Consider the following 21624-nt stretch of genomic DNA (forward strand, 5'->3'; position numbering starts at 1 on the left):
TAAAGTCCGCAGCCGCGGACTTTTTTTTTTAGAATTATTTTTAAGAAAATCTATAATTTACAATCTTTGTATAATAAGCCGAGGGCGAGAAATTAAATTTAAAAATTTCATTACAAAACTTATTTTCAATTCATTAAGAATAAAATTATATTTACATTAAAAATTAATTGGATGGAAAATTTAAAAGTAAAATGCCAGTTTATCACCTTACTACTTCTGATCAGTTTCAGCAGTTATTCACAATTCAGCGGTTGGAAAGATAAATTATCAGAAGCAGGAGCAGCACTTGGCGCAAAGACTTTAGGACTTGATAAAATCTTGAAAAAACCTGCAGCAATCAGCACCTCATTCGAAGATGTAAATAAAACCAATTCTAAACTTCCAGACTTTTTCCTGGTAAACAATCTTCAGCCATTATACCTTCTTCCTAAAGCACCGACAGGAGGCTACATATTATGTGACGGTTTTTATGAAATGACCAATAAAAGTTATTGCTTACATGCAGGAACTTTTGCTCCCTCAAAAGGAGATGGTTATATGTACGCACCAACTCTTGGTCCTAAACAAGAAATCGTAACTTCGATACTAAAAAATGCCGAAAAACACCCTGAAATAAATCAGCATGATATCCAGATACTTTTATGGACTATTATTGCGAGAACCCGTTTTGCTGATTACTCGGGCCAAGTAAAACTAACTGCAATTGCTTTACTAAGCACTCTTGAACTAACTCATCTTGAAGGCGGCGTGCTTGGAGTACTGCCTGAAAGTGTAATGAATAAAGCAAAATCTACTCTGCCAGAAAATATACAAGCTATTTTTCAAGCCGAAAATCAAATTCGCCAGCTTGTAGCTTCCGGTAATTACACATATGCCGAAATGGAAAAATATGCAATTCTGGCGGGCATGGCACCAGAGAGAACTGACGTTCCTAGCGGCATTTGGACTTTACACCCAGATGGTTATTATATCCGCTATTTCCCGTCGGGTTATTCTATTACTAAAGTTCAAATCTATGTTCCTAGAGAAATTATAGCTGCTGGTAAAACTGTAATATATGATGCAACAAATGATATTGCATGTCCAGCAAATACAGGTTCACAGCGACTGGCTCAAACAAATGAACCATTGAATCCTGATTATAAAGTTAAAATAAAGATCAATTGCAAATAAAACTAAAAAAGGCTGCAATAGCAGCCTTTTTTTATTCGAATTTAGAAGCGTCTTTCTCTTTAAACGCCATTAATTCATCTAAAATTATTTTTCGGACCTTTTCACGAAGTTCTTTTCTGTCTAACGGTTCGCCAGCTACGGAAACGGTTTCAACCGGCGATAAAATTTTTGCTCTCATCAAACCAGGACTTCCGCTATAAAAGGTATAGGATAATCTCTTTTTATTATCTGGAAAAATAAGGGGAACGATCGGCAGATGATGATCGGCTGCCAAACGGAAAGCTCCGTCTTTGAATGCATCTAATAAAATAGACTCATCATGCGGCACACCGCCTTCGGGGAAAATACAAATACTAAGACCTCTGTTTATTCTTTTCTGAGCCTGATCGAAAACTTCCATTCTGCTTTTAGAACAGCTTCTGTCTACTAAAATACTGGTTCTTTTATAGAAAAAACCAAACAGCGGAATTTTTGCCAGTGACATTTTTCCAACGAATACAAAAGGATTATCTACAACTGCAAGCATCAGCATAATATCAGTCATCGATGTATGATTGGCAACAAACATGTAACTTTTTTTAGGATCCAATTTTTGGACTTTTTCTACTTTATAATAGAAACCCATTCCAAAAAGAACACACTTGGCCCAAATACGGGACATTTTAAAAAAATATGGATAGCCGCTTTCGGTCAATATAGAAGCTACCAAAAAAGGAAGCATAATTAGTATAGGAATAAGCATTACAATGTAAAACCATACCCGCCAAACGGACCACAATATTTTTTTTATTCTTTTCATGTGTTGTTATAATTGTTCTATTTTGTCACATGTAATTCGCATATTACCGTCGGAATTGCCGACAAGATGACAATAATGCTCATTTCATACCGCCAAAAATAGGGAAACTTGTGGAAAATTTAGCAAAAGAATTAACTTTGCGTAAAAATAACATCCTTCATTATAATCATACGAGATTTAAAAAAATAAAAATGGCAAAAATACTTACAGGCGTTCAAAGTACAGGTACACCTCATTTGGGCAACTTATTAGGCGCAATTATTCCTGCAATCGAACTATCCAATAAACCAGAAAACGAATCATTTCTTTTTATAGCCGATTTGCATTCTATTACGCAGATTAAAAATGGTGAAACATTAAGAAGCAATACCTACAGCACTGCCTGCGCATGGTTGGCCTGCGGGTTGGATATCGATAAAGTTGTTTTTTACCGCCAGTCAGATGTGGCACAGACTGCAGAACTGTCTTGGTATCTAAGCTGTTTCTTCCCTTTTCAGCGTTTAACATTGGCACACTCTTTCAAAGACAAGTCGGATCGTTTGGAAGATGTCAATGCAGGATTATTTACATATCCGATGCTTATGGCCGCAGATATCTTATTATATGATGCAGAATTTGTTCCTGTTGGAAAAGACCAGTTACAGCATCTAGAAATCACCCGTGATGTTGCGTCCCGATTCAACCACCAAATGGGAGAAACCTTTGTCATCCCAGAAGCAAAAATTCAGGAAGACAGTATGCTGATTCCAGGAACAAACGGCGGAAAAATGAGTAAGTCAGCAAATAACTTTATTAATATTTTCTTGGATGATAAAGCACTGCGTAAACAGATCATGAGTATTGAAACAGATAGCACACCGCTTGAAGAACCAAAAAATCCAGATATCTGCAACTGCTTTACCTTATATAAGCTGCTTGCAGATGAAACTCAAATCGAAGCCATGAGAGCCAACTATCTTGGCGGTAATTACGGTTATGGCCATGCCAAACAAGCATTGTTTGAATTGATTCTGGAAAAATTCAAAACCGAAAGAGAAAAATACAACTACTATATTAATAACCTTCCCGAAGTAGATGCTCTATTGAAAAAAGGCGCTGCAAAAGCGGGTCTTGTCGCTGATGGCGTTTTAGCAAGAGTTCGAGAAGTTTTAGGCTTTGAGGTTTAAACAGCATTTCAAAAATAACACGAATTTCACTAATTGGCACGAATAGATTTGTGCTAATTAGTGAAATTCGTGTTTTATACTATATAGGTAAGTTTTTCTCAAACGCAGACCCAAAAGAAATAAACGAATCCGTACCTCCTACTCCTTCTATAATATGAATTTGTTCGTAGATAATTTTACGAAGTTCTTCATTATTGGCTGCAACAATTTTGATAAACAAAGCATATTTGCCCGAAACCCAATGACATTCTACAATCTCGGGAATTAATTTTAATTGTTCCGCTATTGAATATGAAAAACGGGCTTCTTTGGTCGTGATTCCTGTGTAAGTAATTGTTTCAAAACCATAGGTTTTAGCATTTAATTTTACCGAGAAACCAGCAATTAATCCCGATTCCTGAAGTTTTTTTACACGTAGATGCACAAGCGAATTGGACACTTTTAATTCCTTGGCTAGTTCAGAAAAAGGAATTCTTCCATTCTCACTCAATTTTCTTATGATTTCCTGATCTAAATAATCAGTATTTTCATTGTTTTTGGAGTTTAACATCGCTTACTTTTTTATTGGAAAATATAAAATTGACAATTCTAAAACATAAAACACTTTTAAATATGTCAAAATTACATATTTATTTCTCACAAAAGTCTAATTATAAATAATCGAAACACAAATATGTCATTTTATTCTATTTTTATCTAGTTTTGAGTCATAATAACAATTAAAAAATTCAGACAGAAATGGACAAAAATCAACTGCTTTCGAAACTTTGGGAACAATATGCAGCAATAACCCCATCTGCAAAAAAAATACATACTTTATTAGCAGATAAAGGTGAAACAATCCAAAATGATCATATTGCGATCCGTACTTTTAATGACCCTCGCATTAATATCGCTGTTTTGGAAAAACCTTTCTTAGCAGTTGGTTACGAAGCACGAGGTGAATATATTTTTGAATCCAAAAAACTGTTCGCGCAGCATTACGAACATACCACTGACAGCAGTGCACCGAGAATTTTTATCTCTGAACTGGAATTAGAAAAATGTTCTGATGAATTACAGCAAACCGTTAAAAACATTTTAGACGATTGTGATCAGAACGAATTTAGCAACCCAGAATTAGTACTAAGCGGTTCTATTTGGAAATCCAATTCTCATGCAATTTATACATCACTGCTGGAGGAATCCGAATATGCGGCCTGGATGTACGTATATGGTTTCCGTGCAAATCACTTTACTATTAATCTCAATGCATTGCAGCATTTTGAAAAATTGGAAGAGCTGAACAGCTTTTTAGAAGAAAACGGCTGGAAACTGAATGCTTCGGGAGGAAAAATTAAAGGAACTCCTGAACAGTTATTAGAACAATCAAGTACTTTGGCAGATTTATATTCAGTAAATTTTGAAGAAGGTCTATTTGAAATCCCATCCTGCTATTATGAATTTGCTTTGAGATACGCTATGGCGGATGGAAATTTATATCAAGGTTTTGTAGCTTCATCAGCCGATAAAATTTTTGAAAGTACAGATGTGAAACTACAGAAATAAAACGCACCAAAAATCTTCAATAACTTGTCAGATTTGCCGTTTATAGGGCTGGATTATGACAAGTTATTGTCTTTTTTAAAAATAATTGCGATTAAATTATGAAAACACCAGCCGAAAAACACTTTTTAAAATAAATAAAACAAAATTTAAAATTGCTTTTCGAGGATTAAATTTAATAATACTCGGTCAAAAAGACTATTTATAACAATAACCTCAATTATCGTTAAACGCGCCAGTATTATACCAATATATTTTCAGAATAGCAATGGAGGTTTTATCTTTGTGCAAAAAATTTACAAATATTTTTTATTTGTGACAAACACTAAAAAGATGACAGAAAATCAGGAAACATTTATATTCGATTTTGACAGTACGTTTATGAAAGTCGAGGCACTAGATGTATTATGCGAAGTAATTTACCAAGATAGTGCCGCTGGAACTCAAATTTTAAGCGAAATTCAAAGATTAACCGATCTTGGAATGGAAGGTAAATTGTCATTGAAAGAATCTTTGACTCAAAGAATTCAATTATTGCAGGCCAACAGAGATCATATTGGAACTGTAATTGAGGAGCTGAAAAAGAAGGTTACAGCATCTGTAATCCGAAACAGAACTTTCTTCAAACAGCACTCCGAAAATATTTATATCATTTCAAACGGTTTTAAGGAAATCATCATTCCAATCGTTTCAGAATACGGAATCAAACCAGAGCACGTTTTGGCCAATACTTTCAAATTTGACCATGACGGAAAAATTATTGGTTTTGATGAAAAAGACGAATTGTGCGAAAACCAAGGAAAAGTAAAAAAAATCAAATCATTGAATCTTAAAGGTGAGGCGATTATGATTGGTGACGGATATACTGATTATGAAACTCTTGAGGGCGGTGCTGTTTCTAAATTTTTCGCCTTTACAGAAAACGTAAGCCGTAAAATTGTAGTTGAAAAGGCCAGCCAGATAGCGCCGTCATTAGACGAAATCCTTTATGAACTGTCTTATAAAGCCTCTGTTTCTTATCCAAAAAATAGAATCAAAGTTTTATTGTTAGAAAATATACACCAAGATGCTGTTAAAATCTTTGAACATGAAGGTTACAGCGTTGAAACTATGAAAGGTTCGCTGAATGAAGACGAACTAATCGAAAAAATAAAAGGAGTTTCTATTCTTGGAATCCGTTCAAAAACAAACCTTACAGCCAAAGTTTTGGAACATGCCAATAAACTGCATGCTGTTGGAACATTCTGTATTGGAACCAACCAAGTAGATTTGAATGCTTGCAGCATGAAAGGAATTTCAGTTTTCAACGCACCATACAGCAATACTAGATCGGTTGTGGAATTGGCTTTAGGACAAATCATTATGCTGGTTCGTAATACTTTCGAAAAAAGTATAATGATGCACCAAGGTAAATGGGACAAATCAGCTACTAACAGTGTTGAAATTCGTGGAAAGAAATTAGGTTTGGTTGGATACGGAAGTATCGGATCACAACTTTCTATCGTAGCCGAAGCATTGGGAATGAAAGTATATTTCTATGATGCAGTTGACAGACTGGCTCTTGGAAATGCTAAAAAATGTTCTTCATTAAAAGAATTATTGGCACTTTCAGATGTGGTTTCTTTACACGTAGACGGACGCGCAAGCAACAAAAACATAATCGATGCTGATGCTTTCGAAGCAATGAAACCAGGCGTTATCTTCCTGAACCTTTCAAGAGGTCATGTTGTAGATATTCCTGCATTGGTTGCTAATTTGAAAAATGGTAAAATTCACGGAGCTGCAGTCGATGTTTTCCCTGAAGAACCGAAAAACAACGACGAGCCTTTCGTTTCTGAATTAATCGGAATGAAAAACGTAATCCTGACACCGCACATCGGAGGCAGTACTGAAGAAGCGCAGGAAGATATTGGACATTATGTAGCTAATAAAATTATCAATTACATCAATACTGGTACGACTTACGGAAGTGTGAATCTTCCTGAAATTCAGCTTCCTGAATTGCAAAGTGCACACCGTATCATGCATATCCATGAGAATGTAAAAGGTATTTTGGCACAAATCAACAATATCCTTTTAGAATATGACAACAATATTTTGGGTCAATATTTAAAAACAAATGAAACTCTTGGTTATGTGATTACCGATATCGATAATTTCCATAACCCAGATTTGGAGAAAAAATTAAAAGCGATTCCAAATACTATTAGGTATAGAATTCTGTACTAAAGATTTCAGATTGTCGATTAACGATTTTTGATTTTATGAATTCTAAAGTTTAAAATCCAAATAAAAAAAACTTTGCGCCTTTGCGTCTTTGCGAGAATATAGCTCGCAAAGACGCTAAGGCGCAAAGTTGCTAAAAACAAAAAGATTATCCATTTGATTTAAAGTTTCAGATTCCATAAATCTAAAATCATAAATCATAAATCTAAAAATAAGATGAACCTTGAAAGTCTTGAAAAGCAATTAGCTGGAAAATTATTGTACGACCACACGATGCGTACGCTTTATTCCACTGATGCGAGTGCTTACAAAGAAATGCCGTTGGCAGTAGCCATTCCAAAAACGAAAGAAGATATTCAAAAAATTATCGCTTTTGCCCGCGAAAACAAAAGCAGTGTAATTCCGCGTGCCGCCGGAACTTCGCTTGCCGGACAAGTTGTTGGAAACGGAATTGTGGTTGATATTTCGCAGGAATTCACCAAAATCCTTTCGGTTGATCCAGTTGAAAAATCGGCTTGGGTAGAGCCAGGGGTGATTCGCGACGAGCTGAATTTACATTTAAAATCCTATAAATTATTCTTTGGACCTGAAACCTCAACCAGTAACCGTTGTATGATTGGCGGAATGGTAGGTAACAATGCCTGTGGCGCGAGATCTGTGATTTATGGTTCTACACGCGAGCATTTATTGGAAATCAAAGGATTTTTGGCTGATGGAAATGAAGTTACTTTTGGCGCTTTGACCAATGCCCAATTCGAAGACAAATGCAACGGAATCAATGTGGTCAGCCCTTTGGAACAAGCTATTTATGTTCAGACCAAAGAATTATTATCATCGCCTGCAAACAGAGCTTTATTCGACGAAAATTACCCGAAGAAAACCATTCCGAGAAGAAATACAGGATACGCCTTGGATTTATTGGCCGACAGCCAGCCTTTTGGCGATCCGACCGAAAAATTTAATTTCTGTAAATTAATCGCAGGTTCAGAAGGAACTTTGTTCTTCTCGACAGCTATTAAACTGAATTTGGTTGACGCATTAAAACCATTTGCAGGTTTGGTTTGCGTACATCACAACAGCATCAACGAATCGCTGAAAGCTAATTTGGAAGCCTTGAAATTCAAGCCTGACAGTGTTGAGTTGATCGACCGTTATATCTTGGAATGTACCAAAGAAAATATCGAACAAAGCAAAAACAGATTCTTTGTTGAAGGTGATCCACAGGCAATTTTGGTTGTCGAATTTTTAAGAGATTCGAAAGAAGAAATTATCGAAGCTGCCAAAGAAATGGAAGCCTTGATGCGTTCCAAAAATCTTGGTTACCACTTCCCTATTGTTTGGGGTGAAGACACCAATAAAGTATGGAACCTGAGAAAAGCAGGTTTGGGATTGTTGTCTAATATTCCAGGCGATGCCAAAGCGGTTGCCGTTATTGAAGACACGGCGGTTGATGTAAACGATTTACCAGATTTTATCGAAGATTTTAATGCAGTTCTGAGAGAGCGCAACCTCAGCTGTGTGCATTATGCTCACGCTGCCACGGGAGAATTGCACCTTCGCCCTATCATTGACTTAAAAACCAAAGAAGGAACAGCGCTATTTAGAACCATCGCTACCGACATTGCTCATTTGGTTAAAAAATATAAAGGTTCATTGAGTGGAGAACACGGAGACGGAAGACTTCGTGGCGAATTTATTCCGCTGATGTTGGGAGACGAAATCTACCAAATGTTTATCCAAGTAAAAAATACTTGGGATCCTTGGGGAATTTTTAATCCAGGAAAAGTGGTAAATACACCTCCGATGGATACTAACCTGAGATATAATCCAGGTCAGGATACTCCAATGCCGGAAACCTATTTTGATTTCTCCGAGCACAACGGAATCGTGCGTGCTGCCGAAATGTGTAACGGATCCGGTGACTGTCGTAAAACCGAGAAAAGCGGTGGTACCATGTGCCCAAGTTATATGGCAACACGTGATGAAAAACATACCACTCGTGCGAGAGCCAACATTCTGAGAGAAACCATCACTAATTCGACCAAAGAAAACAAATTTGATGATGAAGGTTTACTCGAAGTATTAGATTTATGCTTAAGCTGTAAAGGATGTAAATCCGAATGTCCTTCAAATGTGGATATGGCGAAGCTAAAAGCCGAAACCTTACAGCAATACCACGATAAAAACGGAGTGAAATTCCGTTCCAAGCTTATTGGAAATACACCAAAAGTGAATCAAATATTTGCTTCATTGCCTTGGCTATATAATTTTGGAACCAAAGGATTCATTGGAAACATTGTGAAAAGTGCAACCGGTTTTGCTACTGAAAGATCACTGCCACAAATGCACAAAGTCACTTTTGCCAAATGGATAAAAAATTACAAGCAAATCGGAAATTTCACCCAAGGTAAAATCTATCTATACAACGACGAATTCATGAATTTCTATGATGTAGAAATTGGTCAAACGGCTGTAAAATTATTCAACCGTTTGGGTTATGAAGTGGTTGTTCCCCAAATCGGAATCAGTGGAAGAACGTATCTTTCAAAAGGAATGCTGAAAGAAGCGCGTGAAATTGCCGAAAAGAATACTCAGGCTTTCGCCAAAGAAATACCGGCAAATGCGATTTTGGTTGGAATTGAACCTTCGGCAATATTATCGTTCCGTGATGAATATCCGGATTTATGCCGTGGTGATTTAAAAGAGAAAGCCAAAGCGCAATCAGGCAGAGCAATGCTTATAGAAGAATTTTTAGCCAAAGAATTAGACGAAAACCGAATCACATCTGATTCATTTACCGAAACCACCGAAAGAGTTCGTATGCATGGTCACTGTTTCCAAAAAGCTTTATCATCATTGGTACCGCTCAAAAAAATCCTGATGCTGCCTAAAAACTACACCGTTCTGAATATCCCAAGCGGATGCTGCGGTATGGCGGGTTCTTTTGGATATGAAAAAGAGCATTACGATATTTCGATGAAAGTTGGAGAATTGGTTTTATTCCCAACCATCCGCGCCGAAGAAGAAGCGACCTTGATTTCTGCCTCCGGAACGAGCTGCAGGCACCAAATTAGGGACGGAACCAGCCGAAAAGCATTTCACCCTGTTGAAATACTTTATAAGGCTTTAAAATAGAGATATTCGATTTTAGAATTTTGAAAAGCGATTTTAGATTGCAGATTTTGTAAATCTTATATAGAAATTCCAATCTGCCAAAATATAACCATGTCACAAATACAAAACACAAAGCTCACGGTTTCAAACGTGGGCTTTGTGTTTTAAAATGCAAATCTAAAAGATCAAAAAATCTTTAGTTCTTATAATTTTACTTAGCTATTGCTTCTTCCAACTGTTGTATTAATACTTCTCTTTTCATCGGATATTTTGTTTTGGAAAGCTCGTAACTACCATCTTTACTTACCACGATATAGGTAGGAAACCCAGTCCCTTTGGTTTTACTCATAATATCTTGTGTCAAACCTTTATTGGCAAGAATGTGATAACCTTCCATACTTTGAGATGAAATGATTTTTTTCCAGTTTTCATAATTGTTACTATCAAGATTGGCAACATACAGGAATTCCACATCTTTACCCTTGAAATGCTCATGTAAAGCTTGGCTGTGCTCGGCTATCTCTTTTCGGCAAGGTGCACACCAAGTTCCCCACATGTCAATTAAAACGGTTTTCCCTTTAAACTGGCTGATGACTTCCTCAAAGGTCTTCAACTGATCTCCTTTGTCAACAAAAATCATTTTATTACTCAAGGTTTTTTTATTGTTTTCAATGATTGCATTAATCTTGGGTTCAAATTGAGCAATATAGTTACTATTAGGAAACTGCTTCTTGAAATTCTCAAAGATTTGTGGCAAATTTTCATTGATTTCCTCATCAAGAGAACTTTTAAAAAACACCACATAAGCATATTCAGCTGATTTTCCTGTATAATATTTTTGGATAATTTTCTCTGTTAATATATTTGTCATGTCATCCATAAAAAGTTTAAGCCCTTCTTCAACTGAAACATCACTATACCATTCTTTTAAAAAAGCCTCTGGATTTTTGTTATAACTTTCTTGCCAAAGCTCATACTTGGTACGCAATATAATTTCCCAAATAAAATTCAGATAAAATGGAGCGTTCATTGCTTCATCATTGCTCATTTTAATTTTCGAAAATAATTCCTCTCGGCGTTGTTTCCATTTATCAAAATTACGGGCATAAGCCTTTTGATTAGTATATTTATTATTTTGTTCAAATGAGTAGAAAGTTTGAGGAGCAAAATATTCCAGATTAACTTGCCATGCTTTTATAAATTCTTTCGAAGGTTTGTAGGTTTTGATATATGTATCCAATATTGTTTTATTGTTTAATGCAATGTTTTTGATTTCCTCATAGACCCTATCTGGAAGAGTATCCCCACTAAATTTTTCAGTATTAAACTTTGACAAAGAATTTTGTAACTGTTCATCTTCTGTAAGGGTGCCTAGTACTTTAACATTTTCTGGTGTATACATGACAAACTGGGCGAAAGCTGAAAAAGAAAATATAAAAAAGAAAAGCACGAAAAAAATATCCCGAAAAAATAAAAAAGATAGTATTTTGTTTTGTTTCATGGCAGTATTAGTTGTTTAAGAGATGTATCAATCAAATCTATACAATAAATTCTTACATACTTTTGTATTTATGAAATTTTTAAGAAAGTAATTTAGAAAAAATCAAGAAGTATTAATAATCTAATGATTGTGATCACAATCGTAACTCTCGATGACTCGATGGCTGGATATATGTCACCGCAACAATATTTACAACCCTGTGGAAATACTTTATAAGGCTTTATAATTAGAAATTCAGAATACAGATTTTAGATTGCAGATGTTTTTAAGGAGCATCTGCTATTTTTTTTATACTATGTTTTCAAAAAATCTTTTTAAACTGCTCTGAAAGAAAAACTTGAAGTAAATTTAATTACAGCCAAGCCATAAATATTTTATATTTGATAAAAAAATCCTATGAAAAAATATAGTTTTCTATTATTAATTGTGATTCTTTCTTCTTTCACAACTCCAAAAGCAACAATTACGCTTTCAGGTAAAATTACAAATACCGAAGACGGAAAGATTTGGATCAAAGGCGAGTCATTTGAAAAAGAAATCAGTTTAAAACCCGACGGAACTTTTTCTGAAAAACTGCCTATTAATTACGAGGGAATTTATTCCATTGAAACTTCAAAAAATCGTATGCCTATATATTTTTCAAAAGATTCAAAAATTAACTTAACTGCTGATGAGTCCAACTTTAATACTACCCTAAAATACACTGGTAATGGAAGTGTCGAGAATCAATATATTGCTGGAAAAACAATTATTACTTCGCAACTATCAGAGGAAGAATTATACAAATTGAATGAAGAAGAATTTTTAAAAAAAGCCAAGGAAATCAAAAGTTCTGTTGAACTTTTATATCAAAAAACTAAATTTTCAAATGCCGATTTTAAACAAAGAGAATCTTTTAATTTTCATTTTTTAGAGCAAAAACATTTCCTGTTTTATAAAAAACTTCATAATTATTACGCTCGTGCATATGATTTTAAGCTTTCTGAAAAATTTCCAAAATTTGACGAAAAAATGGACTTAGACAATGAATCTAATTTTTTATTTTCAACAGAATATCAAGATATTGTAATGACAAAATTCTTCGATAATATCAAAGGTGATGAAGGAAGTTTTTTTGTTTCAGCAAAAAATGCAATTCCTGAAATTAAGGCACTAAAAAGTCAAAGTATTAAAAACAGATTGATTCAAAATGGAATCAATGATATTAACATTGAAAATGCAAATTATAAAAACACATACAACGACTTCATTTCTATTACAAATGATCCAAAAATTAAGGAAATCCTAACTACCAATTACAATAATACCATAGCGGTAGAACCAGGCAAACCATCACCAGTTTTTAATTACGAGAATCAAAAAGGAGGAACAACATCCTTAGAAAGCCTGAAAGGGAAATATGTTTATATAGATGTTTGGGCTACTTGGTGCGGACCTTGCCGTCAAGAAATACCATCTCTGGAAAAAGTTGAAGAACAATTTCAAGGAAAAAATATTGTTTTTGTAAGCATCTCCATTGATAATAGTCAAGACAGGGAAAAATGGAGCAATCTTATAACCAAGAACAAAATGAGCGGAGTTCAGTTATTAGCTGATAAAGAATGGGATTCAAAATTTATAAGAGATTATAACATTAGAGGAATCCCGAGATTTATCTTAATTGATACTAATGGCAATATTGTAAATGCACAAGCTCCCAATCCTTCAAATCCTAAACTAGTAGAATTATTGGGCGGTCTGCAATTATAATTTCTCAATAACGCAGATATACTTATTCGTGACAATATCACAAATTTACTAACCTACCCGTAAAAGACAAAACACAAAGTAAATTTGATTACAAAAAAAGCTACAAGAATCAATTGCTTCTTGTAGCTTTTTTTAAATTATCACTAATAATTTATGGTCACGGTTTTCGAAACAGTTATCGTTGTCAACTAAAATCTCCTCACCTCGATCACTTTTGCCTTTAATATTGATTTCCCTCTTTCTGTTCTTGTTCTATATAATATTGCTGCAGAATATAAAAAGCTTTCTTTTTATTCCCATGCTCATCAATCAGTCCTTTACGATTAAAACCATTTTGATAGTCAGGATTATTTCTTTTCGGAGATTTAAAATCAATAAGAATCCAAGGACTTACACCAACGTAGTTTTTTGGGAATCTGTTTTTAAACATATCAATCTGTTCCTTATAAAACCACTCTTGGTACTCTTCGCTAAAACGGCTTTCTTTGCTGTCATTAAAACCAGTTTTTGCTTCCGCTCCGGTTTCACTAATAAAGAAAGGTTTCTTATACTTGCTTCCCCATTCTGCAGTTTTGCATCCATCCGGTGTTGAACCATACCAGCCTAGATATTCGTTTAATGAGACAATATCAGTATATTCACCCAGCGGATCATCAACATAATTAACGCCAGCGTTATACCTCACTTCCAATGCTGCAGAGACAAGCCTTGTAGGATCCAGTTCTTTTGCATTTTTTACCAGCGTGCTCATAAACAGATTTCTCTTTTCACTCACTGGCGTTTCATTTCCAACAGACCAAATAAATACTGATGCCCTGTTTCTGTCTCTTGCAACCATTTCTTTTAATTGTCGCTGTGCTTTTTTAAGCACTTCGGAATTTCCAAAATCAATCGTCCAATAAACAGGAATTTCATCCCATACCAGAACTCCAAGCGAATCTGCTGCACGAACCATATTTTCATTATGAGGATAATGCGAAAGACGCACCATATTGCCATGCAGCTCTTTTACATAACCAAAGAGTTTTAACGCATCTTTCATGCTGTGCGCGCGGCGTACTTCGGGAATTACTTCTTCATGCAGACAGATTCCTCTTAGAAAAAGATCTTTGCCATTAAGCAAAAGCCTTTCTCCCTCAACTTTTATAGTGCGGAAACCTATTTTGTCGATCAAATCAACATTTTTATATTTCAGATTTACATTGTATAATTTTGGATTTTTTGTTGACCATAAACTCAAATTCTTTGCATTAAAAGCTATTGCAACTGAATCGCCGCTCACCTTAAACTCTTTGTTTATTTTCAATTCTGGAATTTCGATAAGAATTTTATCATTGGCAGCTGCTTCGTTAAGTTTAACCCATCCTTTAATCTGCCACATATTGCTTTTTGTAGATACAGCAATATCCGTTTTCTCATCCAGCTGAATATGATACTGTTTTACAAACTGCTTTGGCAAAATAAGCAGTTTTACATCTCTGGTGATACCGCCGTAGTTCCACCAATCGGTATTTGTTGTAGGGATTTCATCAATAAAGCGCTTGTTGTCAATCATAACAACAAGGTTATTGTTTGCCTCTTTTAACAATTCTGACGGAACTTTAAAATTAAAAGGAGTAAATCCGCCTTTATGCATTCCAAGCTTTTTTCCATTGAGATATACGGTGGTTTTATAATTTACAGCACCAAAATAAATGTACGCATCCTCTGTAGCACTTATTTCAGGTTTATCAAAAGATTTATGATACCATACAACACCTTCATAATATTTTAATGCTTCTACCTGCGAATTCCAATCACCCGGAACCTGAATGCTGTATTTATCACTGTACCCATGCTCTGTCCAGTCACTTTTCTTTGTGAATGCCGGCACGTTCCAATAAGCACCTGGATCATTTTCATTTCTTTCTTTTAACCGATAATCATAACCTCCAGTTTCATAAGGATCGACTATATAATGCCATGTTCCGTTTAACGAAACTGATTTTCTGCTTTCCGTATTGATTATAAGGTTTTCCTGTGCTGTTAGGCCGCAGAGCGTAAATAAATAAAGCAGTGTTGAAAGTTTAATTCTCATTGAATAAGTATTTTTTGGTTGAAGGAATACAAATAAATTATAACGTTTTTACAATTCATTTTATAAATGTAATAAAAACACTTATTTTTTGCAAAACTTTTGTTCATTCTCTGCGATAAAGGGAATTTTAAAGTAAATTATTCTAAGAATACTAAAAATAAAAGTTACCTTGTCGTATTCTAAAATATAAAATTCTGTAAAGCTTCGTTATATAATACAAATCCAAGCCCAATGAAAAAAATAATCGCAGCAATCAATATGACACTAGACGGGTTTTGCGATCATACTGCCGTAATTGCCGATGAAGAATTACATCAGCATTATACTGAGTTATTAAAAAACGCAGATACTCTTCTTTACGGAAGAATAACCTATCAGCTTATGGAATACTGGCGTCCATTTACAGAAAATCCAACCGGCAATCAATCAATGGACGACTTTGCTGCTGTAATGGACAATACACCGAAAATAGTTTTTTCGCATACGCTAAAAAGTGTCGATTGGAAAAGCGCAAAGTTAGCAGCTCGAACACTTGAAGAGGAAGTCTTGGAACTCAAAAAATCCAATAATGACAATGGAAAAGACATCTATGTTGGCAGTCCAAGCTTGATTGTGGCTTTGACAAAACTTAATTTGATAGACGAATACCAAATTTGTGTCCATCCAGTTATAGCGGGAAGCGGTTTACCATTATTTAAAGACATCAGTGACAGAATTGTTCTTAAACTCCAAAAAACAAAAACTTTGGGCGCCGGCGCGGTAATTCTTTACTATGAACCAATTAGTACAAAAAACTGAACAATGGTAACAATTGATTACCTCCGAGAATTAGCGCTTTCATTTTCCGAAGCAACGGAAGAACCGCATTTTGAGAAAACATCTTTCAGAATAAAGAAAAAAATCTTTGCTACTTATGATGAAAAGCTCAAAAGAGCCTGCATTAAATTATCAGAAATTGATCAAAACGTTTTTTCGTCGGCAGATAAAACCATTATTTATCCAGTTGACAATAAATGGGGAAAACAAGGCTGGACTTTGATTGAGATGGAAAAAGTGCATAAAGATTTATTTACCGATGCATTGACAACAGCTTATTGCGAAACAGCTCCAAAAAATCTTGCTGAACTCCTAAGGTCAAATAAAGAGTAACAAAATAAATAATTATCATCATTACAAAAAATGACTCCAAGAATAGTAATATTAAACGAGAAAAAATTAATTGGAAAACGGCTTGTCATGAGTTTTACAGACTATAAACCAAGCCAGCTCTGGAAAAGTTTCATGCCAAGGCGAAAAGAAATCAGCAACAATGTTTCTAATGATTTAATTTCAATAACGGTTTATAAACCCGATCATTTCTTAAATTTTAGTCCAACAAACAAATTTGAAAAATGGGCAGCCGTTGAAGTCACCAGCTTTGATAATTTACCTGATGAAATGGAAACATTCACTTTGGCTGGCGGGCTTTATGCCGTTTTTAATTATAAAGGTTTAAATACTGATGATACTGTTTACCGCCATATTTATGGCGAATGGATTCCAAATTCAGATTACGGCTTGGATGACAGACCGCATTTTGAAATTTTGGGAGACAAATACAAAAACAGCGATCCGGAATCTGAAGAAGAAATCTGGATTCCGATAAAACAGAAACAATAACCTATCAGCTCATAATTTACTAACCTTCCATATTTGAAAATTTGACCCATATTCAATCATTACCTGCAGACTTACGATCCGTTATTGGAACAGAAAACATTGATTTTTCTATCATTGCGAAAAGAAAACAACCGCTAAAAAACTCTTGGGGTCTAATTATATTTGGAACCATCTGGTCGGCTTTCATCAGTATTTTTGTAATTGCCTTTTTGGGTCCGCTATTAAAAGGCGAAGAAGTTCATTTTAAAGTAAATGATGAGCCGACTACTGGCAGCTGGGAAAATTTTGAACCATTACTTGTCCCAACTTTATTTATTGGTCTTTTTGTTATAATTGGAATTGCTATTTTATGCAGCGGATTATATTCTTTCTTTCAAAAAGGCGGAAATTTTGTAGGCACCGAAAACAGACTTATTCACTACCGAAAAGGAACTATTAAAACCTATGATTGGGAGCAATTCTCAGGTAATATGGAAATAAATAGTCAAAAAGAAGACATTTCAATGGAACTCCGAACTGGTAAAATGGTAAGCAGAAAAAACAAACCAGATGAATATGTCCCAGATATCCTTTATATTTCGGGGGTTCCAAATGTTTTAGAAATTGAAAAAATATGCAGAAACAGAATTAAGGAAAATGATCCCATTCCTGCAGTTACATCAAATACATAAGAACTTAAATGGCCTCAAACATTTTCCCCGGCAAAGGTCTAATCACTCCCTTTAATTCCATATTAAGAAGCAACCCCGAAATCCTGTAAATAGGAAAATCACAATGCAGCGCTATAATGTCCATCTGTTCTTTCCCTGTTTTTAAAAGGTAATCGTAGACTTTTTGCTCGTCGTCTTCAAGAGTGACAAACAATTGTTTTTGAATAGGTGCAGTCTCCTTACCGATATCCCAATTCAAAATATAAATAAGATCGGCAGCTGTGGTAAGTACATTTGCCTTTTGGGTCTTAATCAAATTATTGCAGCCTTGGCTGAATTTATCAGTAGTACGGCCAGGAACTGCAAAAACATCACGGTTGTAATCATTGGCCATATTTGCAGTAATAAGCGAACCTCCTTTATCTGCAGATTCTATCACAATCGTTGCTTCGCTGATTCCAGCCACAATGCGGTTTCTGCGTACAAAGTTTTCTTTGTCTGGATTAGAATTACTCCAGAACTCCGTCATGAAACCTCCGTTCTGCTCCATTTTGGCCACATATTTTTTGTGAGGTTTCGGATAAATTTGATTCAAGCCATGTGCGACAACACCAATAGTCTGCAAGCCATGATCCATTGCCAGCTGGTGCGCTACTATATCAACGCCGTAAGCAAAACCGCTTACAATTATGGGATCCAAAGGAACTAAATCCTCAATTAATTTTTTGCAGAATTCGGTTCCATATGAGGTAATCTGTCGGGTTCCTACAATGCTAATTATTCTCCGGTTTTTCAAATTAATGTTTCCGGAAGAAAATAATAAAACCGGGCTATCAATACAGTGTTTTAGACGATCCGGATAGTTTCTGTCCTGAAAAGAAAGCACCTCAACATTATTCCTTTGAATAAAATCCAGTTCTTGTTTTGCTTTTTCAAAAACGCTTTTGTCTTTAAAATTTTTCAATAAAACACTTCCTACTCCATCAATGACGGCAAGCTGTTGCTGCTTGGCATTCAAAACATTTTCGGCGGTTCCAAAATGAGTTAGCAGTTTTTTAGCCATAATATCGCCAACTCCTTCTATCCGCAGTAAAGCTAACAAGTGATATATATTTTCTTCTGACATATCTTACAATTATACGATAAATATTTGAAAACGAAATAACCTAAAAGCTCCAGACATTACTCTTTTGCAAAAAAAACAGTCAAAAAAAATAAATTAAGAATAATCATTTACTAAAAATAAAATCATAATTCATTGATAATGTATAAAATGCAGATTGTTAATAAAAATTGTGAATAAAATTTTGATAACTATTACCGTTGCATAACTTTGTTAACATGAAAATAGAACTTTACATCGCGCAGCTTTTATACCGTTATCAATGTGTAACCGTTCCTGGTTTTGGAGCTTTCTTAGCCGAAATTCAGTCAGCTCATCTGCTGGATAACTCGCATTCTTTTTTCCCACCCAAAAAGTCGATTTCATTTAATTCGCATATAAAAAATAATGATGGCTTATTGGCCAATCATATTGCCCAAGCCGAAAAAACATCATATGATTATGCGGTAAGCGCAATCGAATATGAGATTTTAAATTGGAAAAAATCATTACAGGAAAACAGAACTTTTTTGATCAAAAACATAGGAACTTTTAGTCTGAATGCTGAAAATAATATTCTTTTCACACCAAACGAACAAACCAATTACAATGCAAAATCTTTTGGATTGACTTCGTTTGTTTCTCCAGCCATAAAAAGAGAAGCCGAAATTCAAAAACCTGAATTTACAGCTGAATTTAAAATTGCACCAGCTGAAGAAGAAAAACCTGTTTTCAATTTCATCCCTGAAACTGCCGAGACCAGAAAAACAAGTCCGTATTTAAAATATGCTGCTGTTTTTGTAATTGGATTGGCTGCTACAGGATCTGTCGGATATCCTTTGTACCAAAATCAGATCGCCTCCGAAACTGTTTTGGTAGAGACAGCTGTCCAGAAAAAGGTTCAGTCAAAAATACAAGAAGCTACTTTCTTTATTCAAACACCAATACCTGCTGTTACTCTTTCTTTAAAATCAGAAAAGAAAGAAGCTGTAAAACTTCCTTATCATATCATGGCCGGCGCTTTTAGAAGTGAAGCAAATGCACAAAAAAGATACAGAGAATTAGTTGCAAAAGGTTATGATGCCAGAGTATTGGGCATTAATAAAAATGGACTTTATCCTGTATTATACGGAAGTTATACAACTTTCGCAGAAGCAGAAAAAGAGAAAAATGAAATCATTCAAATCGATAATCCCCAAGCTTGGATTCTGATCCAGTCGCTGTAGAAATTTCATCTAGTTAAAATATATAAATCACGAATAAAACCAGCAAAGTTTGTTCGTGATTTTTTGTTTTCTATAAACTCTGGTGCATTCCTTCGCTTAAGCAGATTTTAATGCTGTTATTGGTCTGTTTTTTCAAAAAGCAAAGCATTACACAGGAATCAACATAAACACTCTTTAAACAAAAGAAAAAGTGCTTTTGTCTCTGGAGCAAATACACTCTCATAGCAGCGTATTTTAAAGCCCTAAGTAAATTTTCCTTTAGAATCAAATTAATACAATTTAAACTACTGAAATATATACAGTTATAAAATTTTGGCTAAATTTGATAAGAGAATACCATATAGTTTTCATTTATTATTTTAAATAAAAAAATTATGAAAAAAGCTGTTTACACCATACTGACGGTTTCCTTATTTTACTCTCACGTTAATGCGCAAAAAGACGAATCTAACAAAACCATGGAAATAACTGGTCATGTGATGATGGACAGCGGTTATGATTTTGGAAAAATGGATCCGGAATGGTTTGATATGATGAGACCAACAAAAATTCTGGATAATGAGGGAAACGAGTTTCAAAACCAGGGTAATGTTTTCTTTGGGGTTCGCCAGTCGACTTTAAGCTTTAAAAATTATTTTGATACTTCATTAGGCACAGTAAAAACGGTTTTTGAATTTGATCTCGTCGGTTCGGGTAAAGATGCTGGAGCAACAGCTTTTCACTTGCGTCATGCTTATATAAAATTTGGTAAATTTATAATAGGCCAAACCAACAGTGTGTTTGCAGATATGGAAGTATACCCAAACCTGATCGATTTTATGGGACCAAATGGCGCTGTCTTCACTCGAAATATACAAATTAGATATACACCAATTTCAACCGATACACAAACCTTTGCTATAGCATTAGAACGTCCGGGAGCCACTGGAGATAAGGGAGAATATGGTGAAGACTTTGTTTATGCATCAGTGCTTGATGATGTCGCATTCCGTTTTGCAGTGCCGGATCTTAGTGCCGAATACCGATATACTGATTCATGGGGCTATTTAGAACTGGCCGGAATTGTGCGAAGCATAAGATGGGAAGATAACAATAACGATGCATATGATATTCATGGAAGCACGACCGGATGGGGATTCACATTAAGTACCAAATTACAAATAACAAAGAGTATAATATTTAGAGGGGCATTTACAAAAGGGGCCGGAATACAAAATTACATGAATGATGCTGATGCTGATGTTGGAACTAAAAGGCAATATGACAATCCTCTTACCCCGATTGATGGTGAGGCAATACCACTTATTGCATTGGCTTCCTTTTTTGATATAAATTGGAACAAAAAATTAAGCACAGCTTTTGGCTATTCTATTATGGATAACACCACTACTGATGCGCAGTTATCGACGGCTTATAAAACTGGTGAATATGCAAGTATTAATTTGCTGTATTCGCCGGTGAATAATTTAATATTGGGGCCAGAACTGCAATGGGGCAAACGCCAAAACAATGATTTTGCCGGTGACCCTGTTTTCGGTCTTTCGGCAGCTAAAGGAAACGTTGGGGAAGATATTAAAATTCAATTTTCTGTTCGTTATTCTTTTAATAATACCTTTTACAAGAATCATTAACATAAT

General features: G+C 35.0%; 17 protein-coding genes. 12 read left to right on the forward strand and 5 right to left on the reverse strand.

Features of this window, described 5'->3' with window-relative positions; translation table 11 throughout:
- Positions 1 to 171 precede the first annotated feature (171 nt).
- A complete protein-coding gene (locus C8P67_RS09750; RefSeq protein ID WP_115812822.1) occupies positions 172 to 1173 on the forward strand; it encodes a hypothetical protein in 1002 nt (333 codons plus the stop codon).
- Positions 1174 to 1204: 31 nt separating this feature from the next.
- On the opposite strand, the gene C8P67_RS09755 is transcribed toward C8P67_RS09750, so the two are convergent.
- A complete protein-coding gene (locus C8P67_RS09755; protein WP_115812824.1) occupies positions 1205 to 1972 on the reverse strand; it encodes a lysophospholipid acyltransferase family protein in 768 nt (255 codons plus the stop codon).
- A gap of 191 nt (positions 1973 to 2163) precedes the next feature.
- Here C8P67_RS09755 and trpS point away from each other — a divergent pair, with 191 nt between their 5' ends.
- Entirely contained in the window at positions 2164 to 3138 is a 975-nt protein-coding gene (trpS, locus tag C8P67_RS09760) for a tryptophan--tRNA ligase (protein WP_115813294.1), read from the forward strand.
- A 79-nt stretch (positions 3139 to 3217) separates the two neighbouring features.
- Here trpS and C8P67_RS09765 read toward each other — a convergent pair whose 3' ends face one another.
- A complete protein-coding gene (locus tag C8P67_RS09765) occupies positions 3218 to 3688 on the reverse strand; it encodes an Lrp/AsnC family transcriptional regulator (RefSeq protein ID WP_115812826.1) in 471 nt (156 codons plus the stop codon).
- A gap of 188 nt (positions 3689 to 3876) precedes the next feature.
- Here C8P67_RS09765 and C8P67_RS09770 point away from each other — a divergent pair, with 188 nt between their 5' ends.
- The 3 genes from C8P67_RS09770 (at position 3877) to C8P67_RS09780 (ending at position 10044) form a co-directional block, all read left to right on the forward strand.
- The gene (locus tag C8P67_RS09770) at positions 3877 to 4686 is read left to right on the forward strand and encodes a DUF1338 domain-containing protein (RefSeq protein ID WP_115812828.1); all 810 of its coding nucleotides are present in this window, start codon (positions 3877 to 3879) and stop codon (positions 4684 to 4686) included.
- Positions 4687 to 5016: 330 nt separating this feature from the next.
- On the forward strand, positions 5017 to 6912 hold the full coding sequence (serA, locus tag C8P67_RS09775) for a phosphoglycerate dehydrogenase (protein ID WP_115812830.1): 1896 nt from the start codon (positions 5017 to 5019) through the stop codon (positions 6910 to 6912).
- A 213-nt stretch (positions 6913 to 7125) separates the two neighbouring features.
- Positions 7126 to 10044: an FAD-binding and (Fe-S)-binding domain-containing protein gene (locus C8P67_RS09780; protein WP_115812832.1), complete on the forward strand. Its 2919-nt coding sequence runs from the start codon at positions 7126 to 7128 to the stop codon at positions 10042 to 10044.
- 190 nt (positions 10045 to 10234) lie between these two features.
- Here the strand turns inward: C8P67_RS09780 and C8P67_RS09785 are convergent, their stop codons facing one another.
- On the reverse strand, positions 10235 to 11425 hold the full coding sequence (locus C8P67_RS09785) for a TlpA family protein disulfide reductase (protein ID WP_170141444.1): 1191 nt from the start codon (positions 11423 to 11425) through the stop codon (positions 10235 to 10237).
- Positions 11426 to 11920: 495 nt separating this feature from the next.
- Here C8P67_RS09785 and C8P67_RS09790 point away from each other — a divergent pair, with 495 nt between their 5' ends.
- On the forward strand, positions 11921 to 13273 hold the full coding sequence (locus tag C8P67_RS09790) for a TlpA family protein disulfide reductase (protein ID WP_115812836.1): 1353 nt from the start codon (positions 11921 to 11923) through the stop codon (positions 13271 to 13273).
- 220 nt (positions 13274 to 13493) lie between these two features.
- On the opposite strand, the gene C8P67_RS09795 is transcribed toward C8P67_RS09790, so the two are convergent.
- Entirely contained in the window at positions 13494 to 15350 is a 1857-nt protein-coding gene (locus C8P67_RS09795) for a glycoside hydrolase family 2 protein (protein WP_115812838.1), read from the reverse strand.
- A gap of 231 nt (positions 15351 to 15581) precedes the next feature.
- Here C8P67_RS09795 and C8P67_RS09800 point away from each other — a divergent pair, with 231 nt between their 5' ends.
- The 4 genes from C8P67_RS09800 to C8P67_RS09815 are packed head-to-tail and all read left to right on the forward strand — an operon-like array spanning position 15582 to position 17680.
- On the forward strand, positions 15582 to 16148 hold the full coding sequence (locus tag C8P67_RS09800; RefSeq protein WP_115812840.1) for a dihydrofolate reductase family protein: 567 nt from the start codon (positions 15582 to 15584) through the stop codon (positions 16146 to 16148).
- Positions 16149 to 16151: 3 nt separating this feature from the next.
- Positions 16152 to 16499 carry an MmcQ/YjbR family DNA-binding protein gene (locus tag C8P67_RS09805; protein WP_115812842.1) on the forward strand — a complete coding sequence of 116 codons (348 nt, stop codon included), beginning with the start codon at positions 16152 to 16154 and terminating at the stop codon, positions 16497 to 16499.
- 30 nt (positions 16500 to 16529) lie between these two features.
- Positions 16530 to 17009: a GyrI-like domain-containing protein gene (locus tag C8P67_RS09810; RefSeq protein ID WP_115812844.1), complete on the forward strand. Its 480-nt coding sequence runs from the start codon at positions 16530 to 16532 to the stop codon at positions 17007 to 17009.
- A 41-nt stretch (positions 17010 to 17050) separates the two neighbouring features.
- Complete coding sequence (locus C8P67_RS09815) at positions 17051 to 17680, forward strand: hypothetical protein (protein ID WP_115812846.1); 630 nt, start codon at positions 17051 to 17053, stop codon at positions 17678 to 17680.
- A 4-nt stretch (positions 17681 to 17684) separates the two neighbouring features.
- On the opposite strand, the gene dprA is transcribed toward C8P67_RS09815, so the two are convergent.
- The gene (gene dprA, locus C8P67_RS09820; protein ID WP_115812848.1) at positions 17685 to 18785 is read right to left on the reverse strand and encodes a DNA-processing protein DprA; all 1101 of its coding nucleotides are present in this window, start codon (positions 18783 to 18785) and stop codon (positions 17685 to 17687) included.
- Between the two features lie 215 nt (positions 18786 to 19000).
- On the opposite strand from dprA, the gene C8P67_RS09825 reads away from it, so the two are divergent.
- Positions 19001 to 19987: an HU domain-containing protein gene (locus C8P67_RS09825; protein WP_115812850.1), complete on the forward strand. Its 987-nt coding sequence runs from the start codon at positions 19001 to 19003 to the stop codon at positions 19985 to 19987.
- Between the two features lie 374 nt (positions 19988 to 20361).
- Entirely contained in the window at positions 20362 to 21618 is a 1257-nt protein-coding gene (locus C8P67_RS09830) for a DcaP family trimeric outer membrane transporter (RefSeq protein ID WP_115812852.1), read from the forward strand.
- Positions 21619 to 21624 lie beyond the last annotated feature (6 nt).

It is taken from the genome of Flavobacterium aquicola (genome assembly GCF_003385115.1).
Taxonomy (GTDB): Bacteria; Bacteroidota; Bacteroidia; order Flavobacteriales; family Flavobacteriaceae; genus Flavobacterium; species Flavobacterium aquicola.

Bases quoted from the DNA above. Each gene is read 5' to 3' on its own strand.
- C8P67_RS09750 (WP_115812822.1), top strand. From the start codon at position 172: ATGGAAAATTTAAAAGTAAAATGCCAGTTTATCACCTTACTACTTCTG.
- C8P67_RS09800 (WP_115812840.1), top strand. From the start codon at position 15,582: ATGAAAAAAATAATCGCAGCAATCAATATGACACTAGACGGGTTTTGC.
- C8P67_RS09790 (WP_115812836.1), top strand. From the start codon at position 11,921: ATGAAAAAATATAGTTTTCTATTATTAATTGTGATTCTTTCTTCTTTC.
- C8P67_RS09795 (WP_115812838.1), bottom strand. From the start codon at position 15,350: ATGAGAATTAAACTTTCAACACTGCTTTATTTATTTACGCTCTGCGGC.
- C8P67_RS09770 (WP_115812828.1), top strand. From the start codon at position 3,877: ATGGACAAAAATCAACTGCTTTCGAAACTTTGGGAACAATATGCAGCA.
- C8P67_RS09785 (WP_170141444.1), bottom strand. From the start codon at position 11,425: ATGTATACACCAGAAAATGTTAAAGTACTAGGCACCCTTACAGAAGAT.
- C8P67_RS09780 (WP_115812832.1), top strand. From the start codon at position 7,126: ATGAACCTTGAAAGTCTTGAAAAGCAATTAGCTGGAAAATTATTGTAC.
- serA (WP_115812830.1), top strand. From the start codon at position 5,017: ATGACAGAAAATCAGGAAACATTTATATTCGATTTTGACAGTACGTTT.
- C8P67_RS09765 (WP_115812826.1), bottom strand. From the start codon at position 3,688: ATGTTAAACTCCAAAAACAATGAAAATACTGATTATTTAGATCAGGAA.
- dprA (WP_115812848.1), bottom strand. From the start codon at position 18,785: ATGTCAGAAGAAAATATATATCACTTGTTAGCTTTACTGCGGATAGAA.
- trpS (WP_115813294.1), top strand. From the start codon at position 2,164: ATGGCAAAAATACTTACAGGCGTTCAAAGTACAGGTACACCTCATTTG.
- C8P67_RS09805 (WP_115812842.1), top strand. From the start codon at position 16,152: ATGGTAACAATTGATTACCTCCGAGAATTAGCGCTTTCATTTTCCGAA.
- C8P67_RS09830 (WP_115812852.1), top strand. From the start codon at position 20,362: ATGAAAAAAGCTGTTTACACCATACTGACGGTTTCCTTATTTTACTCT.
- C8P67_RS09825 (WP_115812850.1), top strand. From the start codon at position 19,001: ATGAAAATAGAACTTTACATCGCGCAGCTTTTATACCGTTATCAATGT.
- C8P67_RS09810 (WP_115812844.1), top strand. From the start codon at position 16,530: ATGACTCCAAGAATAGTAATATTAAACGAGAAAAAATTAATTGGAAAA.
- C8P67_RS09755 (WP_115812824.1), bottom strand. From the start codon at position 1,972: ATGAAAAGAATAAAAAAAATATTGTGGTCCGTTTGGCGGGTATGGTTT.